At 64.9% G+C, this 12,610-nt stretch carries 8 protein-coding genes; 1 reads left to right on the top strand and 7 read right to left on the bottom strand.

Features of this window, described 5'->3' with window-relative positions:
* A partial coding sequence (locus ACY693_RS06915; protein WP_462321097.1) for a vWA domain-containing protein occupies positions 1 to 1,971 on the bottom strand: 1,971 nt, incomplete at its 3' end.
* Positions 1,972 to 2,337: 366 nt separating this feature from the next.
* On the opposite strand from ACY693_RS06915, the gene ACY693_RS06920 reads away from it, so the two are divergent.
* Positions 2,338 to 4,752, top strand: coding sequence for a hypothetical protein (locus ACY693_RS06920; protein ID WP_462321098.1), 2,415 nt, complete (start codon positions 2,338 to 2,340; stop codon positions 4,750 to 4,752).
* A 76-nt stretch (positions 4,753 to 4,828) separates the two neighbouring features.
* On the opposite strand, the gene trpE is transcribed toward ACY693_RS06920, so the two are convergent.
* From trpE to ptsP, 6 genes are all read right to left on the bottom strand, one after another.
* Positions 4,829 to 6,364, bottom strand: a complete 1,536-nt coding sequence (trpE, locus tag ACY693_RS06925; RefSeq protein ID WP_462321099.1) for an anthranilate synthase component I — start codon at positions 6,362 to 6,364, stop codon at positions 4,829 to 4,831.
* A 203-nt stretch (positions 6,365 to 6,567) separates the two neighbouring features.
* Positions 6,568 to 7,245 (bottom strand): phosphoglycolate phosphatase, encoded by a 678-nt coding sequence (locus ACY693_RS06930; protein ID WP_462321100.1) that lies wholly within the window; start codon positions 7,243 to 7,245, stop codon positions 6,568 to 6,570.
* 50 nt (positions 7,246 to 7,295) lie between these two features.
* Positions 7,296 to 7,994, bottom strand: a complete 699-nt coding sequence (gene rpe, locus ACY693_RS06935; protein ID WP_462321101.1) for a ribulose-phosphate 3-epimerase — start codon at positions 7,992 to 7,994, stop codon at positions 7,296 to 7,298.
* A gap of 77 nt (positions 7,995 to 8,071) precedes the next feature.
* Positions 8,072 to 9,340: a hypothetical protein gene (locus ACY693_RS06940; protein ID WP_462321102.1), complete on the bottom strand. Its 1,269-nt coding sequence runs from the start codon at positions 9,338 to 9,340 to the stop codon at positions 8,072 to 8,074.
* A 25-nt stretch (positions 9,341 to 9,365) separates the two neighbouring features.
* Positions 9,366 to 10,727: a magnesium transporter gene (gene mgtE / locus ACY693_RS06945; protein WP_462321103.1), complete on the bottom strand. Its 1,362-nt coding sequence runs from the start codon at positions 10,725 to 10,727 to the stop codon at positions 9,366 to 9,368.
* A gap of 283 nt (positions 10,728 to 11,010) precedes the next feature.
* Positions 11,011 to 12,610: phosphoenolpyruvate--protein phosphotransferase (ptsP, locus tag ACY693_RS06950; protein WP_462321104.1), on the bottom strand; the 1,600-nt coding region annotated here is incomplete at its 5' end.

Genomic DNA, 12,610 nt, shown 5'->3' on the forward strand with positions numbered 1-12,610 from the left:
GCTGAGCTCCTGGGCCCGCTTGAGATCCGCGGCCTGTTCTTCGGTGATCACGCCGGCGGCGACGGCCTTCTTGCACAGGGCGTCGACGTTGACCGGGGCGGGCACTTTCTTCAGCGCGGTGCGCACGGCGTGCTCGGCCGGCTCGGCCTTGAGCACGGCCTCGAAGGCCTGCAGCACGATGCCCGTGCCGTCGTCGGTCTGCGACTTGAAGGCGCCGGCGATCAGGCGCTCGCGACTGGCCGAGTCGGTCAGCAGCAGGCGGGCATCGACGGTGCGCAGGGTGGGATTGGCGAGGTCGCGATCACTGATCCAGCCCTCGAAGACCTGTGGCGCCGCAGTGCGCTCCTTGCGCCCAAGATAGGCCAGCTGCATCGCATGACCGAGGCTGTCGACCAAGCGGCGAATGCGCTCGGCCTCAGCGTCTTCCTCGGAGCCCACGGCTGGCAAATCGGAGGCCGGCGTCGCTGCCGCAGGCTTGGCGGCGACGGGCGCCGAGCCCTCCGCCTCGCTGATCATGGCGCGCTCGATTTGGCCGACGACCGCACCGGCAAGCGCATCGACTTGCTGCTTGAAGCGCTTCGAGGAACCGGTTTCGACCGGAAGATAGAGCGACTCCTGTATCGCAGGATTCGCCGACAACGTCCGGTATTGGGTTTCCGCGCTCGCGTGGTTACCTGCGCCCTGAGGCGTCTTCAGATGCAGCACGAAGATGGCGACGTTTTCCGCCGCAGCTGCCGAGCGCACCTGCTCCGCGCGCAGGCCCGTGGTCGATGCGTCACCCTCCAGTGCGCCGGCGTCGGTGATCAGTACTAGGTAACGCGCACCGAACTGCGACCAGGGGATCTCGTCGAGCGCAAGCTGCACGCCTGCGTAGGGATCTTCGTCGAAGCGGTCTGTGGTCACCGCTGCCTCGTTCAGCTGACGCGCCTTGCCAAGAAAATCCTCCGCCGAGCTGACCTCTGCGGGATCGACAAACAGACGCGCCACGTACTCGAGCTGCTTGGCGCGGGTCGGGTCCGCGCTCTCGGCGCGGAAGGCGACCAGGCCAAAGGCGACCCGGTCGAGCAGATCGGAGCCCTCGATGCGTTCGTAGACCTTGCGCACCGCCTGCCGCGCCTCGTCGATGTAGGCTTGCATCGAGATGGTCGAGTCGATCACGAACACGACCGCCGCGCGAAACGGCATCAGCTTGCGGACTTCTGTCTCGGCTGTTGCAGTAGCAGAGGTCGGCGTCGCTGAGGCTGTGGGCGCCGCTTGGGATGAACTTGAGCGCGATGCGGAGCTCGAATCAGCGCTTGGCTCAGTGACGGCAGGCAGCTCTGTCTTGGTCACGGACGCGACCTTGAGGCCCCGCATCAGGTGGCCAGCATCGGAGAAGAACTCTTCGTAGCCGAGGATCGGCAGCAGGTAGAAACGCTCATTGATGTCGATAGGCCGATCCGGCTCGATCGCCACCACGCGCTCATCGGTCTCGCCCTCGATGATGCGTTGGGTCAGCGGCCGTATCTCTGAGCCGGGATCTTCCGCCGCCATCAGCGCCTCGAGGCTCGCCCAGTCAGCGAAGAACAGGGTGCGCTCGCGGTTGGCGGCCGGATTGGTGAAGGCCACCGCCAGCTGTTGGCGCCAGGGCACGGTCTGCGCTTGGTCGACCCAACCGCGTACCTCGCCTTGAGCGTCGACGCCGACCTCAAGCCAGCTGCGCTCGCCTTGCTCTTGCCGCCCGTACACGTAGTAACGGCTAAAGGCGTCGATCAGCTCACCGGCAGCGGCGCCCGGCTGCTGCACGAGGCTCGCCCCCGGGCGCGTCAATACACGCTCGTAAAGGCTGGTTTTGTTCGGCTGCTTGAGCGCCTCGCGCTCCTGAGCCGCGTCTGCGCGAAGACCCGTCAGCAGCATCAGCCCAAAGCAAGCGGTCAAGAGCAGCGCTCGATGTCGAAACCTCATATCCATGCCTGAATCGACCCTATTCACCTGATTTACCTCCGAACAGTAGCAGAAGCGCACAACGACTGTCAGCAAGACGGGATTGGCGATATGCGCTCACGCGGATCCCGTTTCTGCTATCTGTGTTCATGGCTGTCCATCAGTAGTTCTGGCCTCTTGTAAGAGATAAGTGCAGTCAGTTTGCGTTGGCGGGTGTAGGCGATTGTCGGGCAAGCTCGACCTGAATGGCGCAGGATTTTCGTTTGCCTTCAAGGAGTATCGTCGGAAGCATCGCCGGGCACTGTGACCGGCGATGCGACGCAGAAGACGAGCGAAAAGACAAGCAAGGCGGTATGAGCCTCGAGAGAAATGGCCTTAGAATCCCGACAGCCAACCAGACAGGACACGCGCCCCATGGACACTACCCGCATTGCGAGTCTGCTGTATCCCGCGCTCGAGCCGCAGCAAACCGAGGCGGCGGCGCTCTGGAGCCATGTCGGGGCACTGCGCATGTTGGTGCGCCGACATCTGCCGCCGGTCACTGCCTCACTGTTCGCGCGCGCACATCTGGTTGACGAAGAACCTGGGCGGATCGAGTGGTACAGCGACCTTGCCGGAGAGCCGATCCCATTCGAGGTGCTGCCCGACCCGGAACGCGCTCAGATCCTCGCGTTGGTGTCCGATCGCTTGGCCAGTCTGCACCGGCTAGCCGACGAACTCGATGCCAGCGCTGACGCCGCCTCAGCGGCGGAGGCAGCGAACATCGCCTTGCTCCGACAGGCCGCGCGTTATCCGCACCCGAGCTGCATCTATCTGGTTGCCGGCGAGCCAGTGCTGACCTACTGGGGTTTAGAGCCGCCGCGTCGTGGAAGTCGGGACGCCAAGCCCATCGCCGAACGCCCGAGCAAGCCACCGGCTTGGCGCGGACGCCTGCCGCGCTTGCTCGGCGCTACGGTGATGCTGATGCTCGCCGTCGTACTCGGGCTTGGCGCCTGGCACTGGCATCAGCAGCGGCTGCAGGCAACGCTGGCTGCCGAGCTGGCCGCCGGCCTAGCGGCACAGTGCGAGCCCACGGCAATGTTGCAAGCCTTGCAGGCGCGTTTGGCACGCATCGATCCAGACGGCGAGCGCTTCCCCGAGATCCGATTTGATACCGAGCGCGAGCTGAATCGATGCGCCGATGCCGAGGAGCTTGAGACGCTGCTCAGCACCGCGCACGAGGACTGTTCCGCTCTGCCCAACATTGCCGACGCACTGGCCTATCAGGATACAAGCCTGCCGCCATTCGATGCGCTCCAGGCGCGTTTGAGCCCGCTGCAAGCCCGTTGCGCACTCGCCGAGGATCTGCACGCGCGAAGGCGCGCGCTCGACGACAACGATTGCAATGGCCTCTTGGCCCTCGCCCGAGAGGTGGAGGGCGAGCTGGAGGCCGAGCTAGAGATGAACGCGAAAGATCGTACTCGCTATCCGGTCGCCGAGCCGATCGGAGCAATCGCGACGGCCGCGGCAGCCTGCGCGATAAGCGCCGAGCTGCAGCCGCGCGTTGCACAAGCAAACGGCGACTGCGGCGCACTGCGCGCACTCGAGCGCGAGCTTGGCCAGCGCATCGCTGCGCGTGCCAATGCGCGTGCCAGCACCAGCGTCAGTACCGACACCAGTACCGGCGGCACAAAACCCAATGCCAAGACCATTGCGGAAGGCGACGTCACCCTGCACGCGAGCGCACTGCCGAGCTCGCTCGTCAGGCTCGATCCCCGGCGCGCGCCGCTCGCTGCACTGATCGCCGAGATCGACGCCGGGCTCGAGCGCTGCGCCCTCGCGGACCAGTTGACGACACGCCTAGCCGAGGCCCAGGGTGACTGTGTCGAGCTGGCCTCACTGCGCGAGATCATCAGGCGTCAAGGTCATGCCGACCCACCGTTCGAGGCGCTTATCCTGCGCGTGGAAGAGGCTAGCAGCCAATGCTCGGCATTGACGGAACTGGAGGCCCGATTTGTCCAGGCGCAAGACGATTGTGCCGCCGTGGCAGCGCTTGATCAGGCGCTGGAGCGCTGGCGCGATAACCTGCGCTTCGTCGATATCCGCGCCAGGGTCGATGCCGAACAGGCTGTCTGTGCCCAAGCCAGTGCCTTCGAGCAACGAATTACTGCGGCAGGCACTAACTGCGACACACTGCGCACCCTGTCGGAAGAGCTCGGACAAAACGCGAGCGGCGCATTCGCGCAAGCCCGGCAAACCCTGAAGGCCAAGCTCGCCCGCTGCGCGGTGCGCGAACGATTGACTCGATTGGTCGACGCCGCCGGCACCGGCTGCACTCGCCTGAAGGCCGCCGAGCGCGAGCTTGCTGGCGCATCTGGCGATGACCTCGGACCGCTTCGGCAGCGCTTGGCCAAGGCGCTCGAGCCCTGTCGGCCGAAGCCGAAACCGGAGCCAGGGTCGAAGCAGCAGTCGAAGCCAGCGTCAAGGTCGGGAGCAACGCCCTCGGTCGCCAAGGCGCCGCGCGGCGCGGGCACCTACGCGCTCAGCGGAGCCTGCCAGGGCAATCTGGTCATTTCCCCCGCCGGTGGCTACCACGGCGACCGAGTGCGCCACATCGTCACCATCGCGCCACCGGTCAGTGCGCGCATCGGCAAGGTGGTCTCAGACAACCGCGGTTGTCGCAACTGTCGCTTAAATAAACGCAACGCCACTACTTGGAGCGTCCAGCTCTATTACGGCTGCAGCGGCCGGGGCAGCGTACCAATCGCTTACAGCGCCTATGATCAGAGTGGAAAGTTGGTCTGCAGCGGCCGGGGCACCGCCCAATGCCTAGGGCGGCGACGGCCTTGAAATGCTAAACGGCAACCGCTGCGCGACATCGAGCGAGCGAGATAACAGCGCGGCTAGCGGTAAACCGACGACCGCGTCAGCACCTTGATGACTCGGCGTCTTCCTCCGCCGCCGCAGTCGCACCGGCGACACAGGGCTGGCGCTCGATGCCGGCCTCGGCCATGGCGACGGCGCGGAAGATCGCGCGGCCCTTGTTCATCGTCTCCTTCCATTCCAGGTCCGGCACCGAGTCGGCAACCACGCCGGCGCCGGCCTGAATGTGCAGTTGACCATCCTTGATCACTGCGGTGCGGATGGCGATGGCGGTGTCCATGTTGCCGTTGAAGGCGAGATAGCCGACCGCGCCCGAGTAGATGCCACGCTTGATCGGCTCGAGCTCGTCGATGATCTCCATCGCCCGGATCTTGGGCGCGCCAGAGACGGTCCCGGCCGGGAATGTCGCACGTAGCACATCCATCGCGCTCATGCCCGGCTTGAGCTGACCGGTGACGTTGCTGACGATGTGCATCACATGCGAGTAGCGCTCGACGATCATCCGGTCGGTGAGCATGACGCTGCCGATCTCGGCGACACGACCGCAGTCGTTGCGGCCGAGATCGATCAGCATCAGATGCTCGGCGAGCTCCTTGGGGTCGTCGAGCAGCTCCTGCTCGAGCGCCCGGTCCTCATCCTCGGTATAGCCGCGGCGACGGGTGCCGGCGATCGGGCGCACCGTGACCAGGCCATCCTCGAGCCGGGTCAGGATCTCGGGCGAGGAGCCGACGATCTGGAACGCGCCCAGGTTCAGAAAATACATGTAGGGCGAGGGATTGAGCCCGCGCAGCGCCCGATAGAGATCGAGCGGGCGGGCCTGATAGGGGATCGACAGGCGCTGCGAGAGCACCACCTGCATGCAATCGCCCTCGAGGATGTAGTCCTTGATGCGCTCGACCGCTCGCTTGTAGCCGGCCTCGGTGAAGCCGGAGACGAAATCGGTCTCGTCGATATGACGACCACCGGCGGTCGGATCGCGTGGGGCGCCGCGCTGCATGCGTCGCACCAGCGCATCGATGCGGCGCTGCCCAGAGTCGAGGGTGTCGCCGGCGAGCGGGTCCAGGTGGACGATGATGTACATCCGCCCTTGCAGGTTATCGAAGACCACGACCTCTTCCGACACCATCAGCAGGATGTCCGGGGTGTCCATGGTGTCGGGGCTCGGGCAGGGGTCGAGCCTTGGCTCGATATAGCGCACGGTGTCGTAGCCGAAGTAGCCGACCAGGCCACCGGCAAAACGTGGCATGCCTAGATGCTCTGCGACCTTGAAGCGCTGCTGGAAGGCCTCGATCCAGGCCAGCGGATCAGCGGCCTCGGCCTCCTCGATCAGGGTGCCGTCGCGCTCGATCAGGATGCGGTGGCCATGGACCTTCAGCACCGTGCGGCAAGGCAGCCCGATGATCGAATAGCGGCCCCATTTCTCGCCGCCCTGGACGGACTCGAAGAGATAGCTATAGGGGGCGTCGGCGAGCTTCAGATAGCAGCTGAGCGGGGTGTCGAGATCGGCGAGGACCTCGCAGATGAGCGGGATGCGATTATGGCCCTGAGCAGCAAGGGCGTGGAGATTGTCGGGGGTCATCGGGCGGACTCCATAGGATGCGGAAACCAAGGGCGGGCTCGAGCGCAGCGGTCGAGCTGCGCCATCGGCCTGCTGCTTCAGCACTGGAGCCATCTACCCCAGCCGCATCAAGCTCCAGGGCCTTGGGCCTATGGAAGGTTGAGGTCAGATGCCTGGGGCCTGGTTGTTGGAATGACCTGAGCAACGGCGGCTGCCTCGTCCTGTTAATCGGCCAGCAACGCGCTAAGCTCGGTGAAGGAGTCGATCACCGCATCGGGCTCGGCGGTGCGGATATCGTCACCGTGATTGTAGCCGTAGCTGACGCAGATGATGCCGAAGCCAGCGGCCCGAGCCGCCTTCACATCGCTGACCGAATCGCCGAGCATCAGCGCCGCGGCCGGCTCGACACCGAAGTGCGCCGCGGCATGCAGCAGCGGCACAGGACTTGGCTTCTTCTCAGGCAGCGTATCACCACTGATCACTAGCTCGAAGGCATCACGGATGCCGACCGCCGCCAGCAAGGGCTCGGTGAAGCGTGCCGCCTTGTTGGTGACACAGCCTAGCCGGTAATGGCGGGCGCTCAGCAGCTCGAGGCCCTCGCGCACGCCCGGATAGAGCCCGGAGCGGGCCGAGGTCTGCTCGGCGTAGAGGTCGAGGAAGATCGGCAGCGCACGCTCGAAGTCGGCGGCCTGTGGCTCGCCATCAAGCGCGCCGGTCAGTGCGCGTGCGACCAGCCGCTCCACCCCGTTACCCACCCATTGGCGCACGGCAGCCTCACCATGCGGCGGACGCCCCAATCGCGTCATCATCTCATCGATGCAGTAGGTCAGGTCCGGCACGCTGTCGACCAGCGTGCCATCCAGATCGATCAGGACCATGCCGGGACGGAAGGGGTACTGCATGAGGGCGTTGCCGAGGGCGAGCGATCAATCGGAGGAGGGCGCGAGCGCTGTCAGCGTCCAGCGCCTGCGAGGGCCTCGCGCATCTGGCGGATGATACCGTCGTACCGGTTCGGGTCGCTGTCTTGACCCTTGCCGAAGATACCAGAGCCGGAAACAAAGGTATCGGCGCCCGCCGCCTTGATCTCGGCGATGTTGTCGACCTTGACGCCACCATCGATCTCGAGCCGGATGTCGCGGCCGCTGGCTTCGATCATTGCCCGCGCCTCGCGCAGCTTGTCCAGCGCCGATGGGATGAAGCTCTGGCCGCCAAAGCCAGGGTTCACGGACATCAGCAGCACCATGTCGACCTTGTCGAGCTCGTACTTCAGATAGTCCAACGACGTGGCCGGATTGAACACCAAGCCGGCCTTGCAGCCCTCGGCCTTGATCAGCTGTAGGGTGCGGTCGACGTGCTCGCTGGCCTCGGGATGGAAGGTGATATAGGTGGCGCCGGCCTTGGCGAAGTCCGGGATGATCCGGTCCACCGGCTTGACCATCAGGTGCACGTCGATCGGCGCCGTCACCCCATGCTTGCGCAACGCATCGCAGATCAGCGGCCCGATGGTGAGATTAGGCACGTAATGGTTGTCCATCACGTCGAAGTGGACGATATCGGCGCCCGCGGCGAGCACGTTGTCGACCTCTTCGCCAAGACGCGCGAAGTCGGCGGATAGGATGGACGGGGCGATCAGGTCTTCTGCTGCGGCCATGGAAGCCTCCAGTTAACGGCGACGTCCGGTTGATCCAGCGTCGCGCCAAGCGGGGAAAAGACGCTCAGTGTAGCGGATCAGCTGGAATCTTTCACCGCAGTAACGACCGGCAGGGCCTCGACCCGACGTGCGATCTCATCGACCACAATGCGATAGGCCAGGCTGTCGCGGCCCCCGAAATCGCGCTCGAAGGTCGCCCGCGACATGCTCTCCGGCAGCCAGTCGACGGCTGGCATGATGTCGTCCTCGCTGAGACCAGCCCGCGCCATCTGCTGGATTTGACCTGCACTACGCGCGTCAGCGGTGGCGAGCTCGGCGAAACGGTTGCCAGCCTGATTGGCTGCAAGGTCTGCGAAGTTGAAGCCGCTGGTCGTGCTGGCATCATCGAGCTCTTTTGCCAAGCCAATGAGATTGGCCAAGCCGCTCCCGGCTTGCAGCAGCAGGGCGGCCGAGGTGAAGAAGTGCTGCGGGATATCATCGCGACCACGCATCCGCACCGCGATCGGAGGCGGAGGCTCGGCGCCGCTCGGGTCTGGCAGGCTGCGTCCGTTTACATAGGCCGCGAGCGCCAGGATCGCAGCCCGGTTCTCGGCCACGGCATCGGCCGAATCGGCGGGCGCCGTGGCGATCAGGGCTGACAGTAGCTCAGCGGCATTCAGCGGCTGCCGATCCCTCTGCAGCAGATCCAAACCTGCCAGACGGCGTTGCGCAGCAAGCACTCGGGCCTTCTCGCCTCCAGCCAGAACCGCAGCCAATGGATCACCGCTGCCGACACCTTCTGCACCGGGCGGCCCGCTGGGCTGCACACCGGGCTGCAACCGGACAGCCTCTGCAGAGAGCTCGATGCCGGTGGGCAGCGTCGAGACATCGAAGGCCGCCAATGCCTGATCCATCATCAGCTCGGCGATGGCGGCCGGAACGGGCAGACCGCCAAGCTCGACGCGCTCGATGTCGAGCACGCCATTGGGCGCAACGAGCAGCGCGCTCAAATTCAGCCAGCCCCCTACCTCAGGTGGTAAGGGCAAGGCGATCTGGACATCCGCGCTGCCTTCGCCCAGACCAATCCGCAAGCGGCTGTCTTGGATCTGCTCGGTCAGAAGGACCGCGAGGATATCGAGATCCGCCGGGGTGATCGCGACCGGCTCGCCATCAGGACTGCCGCCAGCCCCGACCCCGTCCAGCAATCGCTGATGCAGCAGCTCCTTGCCTTGACGACGCTGCTCGGCACTGATCTCCGGCATCGGCTGCAGGCTCGGCGCTGAATCGCGCATCAGCAGGAGGATCGCAGCTAGCCCGATGACCAACAGCAAGACCAGGCCGAGCAATCCAGAAATCAGTCGTAACATCGTCTGACAGCCTCAACAACAAGACTCAAAGCAGAAACAGCGTCGCCAGCCCCAAGAAGCTGAGAAAGCCGACGACGTCGGTGACAGTGGTGAGGATGACGCCGCCGGCGAGCGCGGGGTCGATACCAAAGCGATCGAGCATCAACGGCAGCAAGGCACCGGAGAGCGCCGCCGCAAGGACGTTGAGGACGATAGCGGCGGCAATAATCAAGGCGATGCTGCTGCTACCGAACCAGAGCAAAGCGATGCCAGCCACCACCAGCGCCCAGAGCAGACCGTTGAGCACGGCAACGGCCATCTCCTTAGAGACCAGCCAGTGGATGTTCTTCGCCGAGAGCTGCCCGAGCGCGATGCCCCGGATGGCGAGGGTCAGGGTCTGGGTGCCGGCGATGCCGCCCATACTGGCGACGACCGGCATCAAGACAGCAAGCGCGACCACCTTCTCGATGGTGGCCTCAAACAGGCCAATGACCCAGGCCGCGAGAAAGGCGGTCATCAGGTTGATGCCGAGCCAGACCGCACGCCGGCGGGCGCTGAGCAGCACCGGTGCAAACATGTCCTCGCCTTCGCTGAGACCCGCATGACCGAGGAACTGATGCTCGGCCTCTTCTCGAATCACGTCCATTACATCATCAACGGTGATACGCCCGAGCACCCGGCCGTCCGGATCGGTCACCGGCGCTGAGATCAGGTCGAGCTGCTCGAATCGGTTGGCGACCTCGCGCGCCGTGGTCTCGGCCGCGATCGGCTGGACGTCGAGGGTCATGACCTCGGCGACCGACGCATCGGGGTCGTTGGTGAGCAGGTCGGTGAGGTAGAGCACGCCAAGATAGCGGCCTTGGCGGCTCACCACGATCAGGTTGTCGGTCAGCTCAGGGAGCCCATCCTTGCGCCGCCGCAGATAGCGCTGGACCACATCGAGGGTCACCTCCGGGCGCACCGTGACCATATCCGGATTCATCAGCCCGCCGGCGCTATCCTCGGGATAACTGAGCGCGGTCTCGAGGCGCTCGCGACGCTGCTCGTCTAGCGAGCTCAAGACCTCCGAGGTGACCGTTGCCGGCAGGTCCTGGACCAGGTCGGCCAGGTCATCGACGTCGAGACCCTCGGCGGCCGCCAGGATCTCGGTCGCGTCCATGCCACGGATGATCTCATCACGCACGTCATCGTTGAGATAGAGCAGCACTTCACCCTCGGCGGCATCATCCACCATCTGCCAGACGAGCTTGCGCTGCGGCGGCGGCAGCGACTGCAGCACATGAGCGATCTCAGCCGGATGCAGCGCATTGAGCATCCGCGTGGCCTTGCGCACGGAGCCGCTCTCCAACACCTGGTGGAGCAGATCGATGCGGTCAGCCTCCGGATGGTTCTCGATGGACTCGGTCATGCGGCGGGTCTCGGTCAGCAACAGGGCGGCGGCGATGCGGCCTTAGAGCCGCGGCGAGACCCTCAGTGTAGCGAGAATTCCACAGCGATCGCGAGGGGAGGAACTAAGGCTGCTCGTGGCCGCTCGTCGCTGCTCGTGACAGGCCGGCGAGATCGGACGCAGCCATTGCTGCGGGATTGGATCAGCACCGGATTGCTCGATTCAGATCCTTAGGATCGGCTACGGAGGTCGCCGATGAGCCCTGTGCGGGCCCAGTGCTGGCCCCCAGTGCTGGTCCCGGTGCCTAGTCGTTTGCAACCTCGTTAACGGCCTCCAGAAGCTGCGCTGGCGTCAGGTCGTCGAGACGATCCATGAGCTGATCCATTCGGTTGCTGATACGCCCGACGTCGCAGCCGCGCACGATCTCCTTCACCTCGAGCAGCGAGGCCGGCTGCATGCTCATCTCGCGGAGACCAAGGCCCAGCAATACAGCCGTGTAGCGCGGATCACCGGCCATCTCGCCACACATGCTCACGCGCGTGCGCGATTCCGCAGCGCGACTGAGCGTTATCCGGATCAGTCGGAGCACGGCAGGGTGCAGCGGCTCGTAGAGATAGTTGACGGTGTCGTCGACGCGGTCGATCGCCAAGGTGTATTGGATCAGGTCGTTGGTCCCGATCGAGAGGAAGTCGACACGCTTCGCGATGCCGCCTGCGCAGAGAGCAGCGGCTGGAACCTCGATCATCGCACCAACCGGCATCAGTGGATCGAACGCCAGACCCTGACGGCGCAGGGTGCGCCGGGTCTCGGCGACCATACCCAACACGGTTTCGACCTCGGCAATGGTCGAGATCATCGGCAGCATGAGCCGCACGGGGCCGTGCGCCGATGCGCGCAGGATCGCACGCAGCTGCGGCACAAATAGGGCTGGCTCGCGCAGACAAAGGCGAATCGCCCTGAGCCCGAGTGCGGGATTGGTCAGATTGCCGGCAGCACCGGTAATCCCATCGACCTGCTTGTCCATGCCCAGATCGAGGGTGCGGATGGTGAGCGGGATACCATCAAGCCCGCGCATCACCGCCAGATAGGTTTCCAGATGCTCTTCTTCATCTGGCAGTCCGATCCGATTCAGAAATAGGAACTCCGTGCGGTAGAGTCCGACGCCAGAGGCGCCACTGGAGCGCACGGCTTCAACGTCCTCGGGCAGCTCCAGATTGGCCAGCAAGACCACCGGCACGCCATCACGGGTGGTCGAGGGCTCGCGCACCAGCTCTCGCAGCCGATGACGACGTTGGTCGACACTGACCAAACGCTTGCGATAGTGTGCCAGGATGCTCTCATCGGCACCGGCCAGCACGGTCCCGCTCTCGGCATTGACCACCAGCAGCTCGTCTTGGCGCAGCAGATGGGTGGCGTTGTGCACGCCCATCACCGCCGGGATATCGAGGCTGCGGGCCAGGATCGCGGTGTGCGACATCGGGCCGCCGTGCTCGATGACGAAGGCGCTGATACCGCGATGGCGCAGCAGGATGGTATCGGCTGGGGTCAGATCATCGGCGACGATGACCCGGTCCTTGAGATCGCTTGCCGCGATCGATTGTGCCGTCGGCTGACCGCTCAAGAAGACCTGGATCTGGCGCACGACATGGTCGACGTCATCGCGCCGCGTGCGCAGATACGCATCACCCATCGCATCGAAGACCTCGACCAGGGTGTCGCGCTGGATCTGCAGCGCCCAACTGGCATTGATGCTGCGGTCGCGGATGAGATCACGCGTCGCATCAACCAGCGCCGAATCCGTGAGCATCAAGAGGTGGGCATCGATGAACTCGGCAATATGCAGGGGTGTCGAGTCGGGAATCTGATCGCGAACCGACTCGAGGTGGCGCTGGGCGCAGTCGAGC

Source organism: Halochromatium sp. (assembly GCF_054919635.1).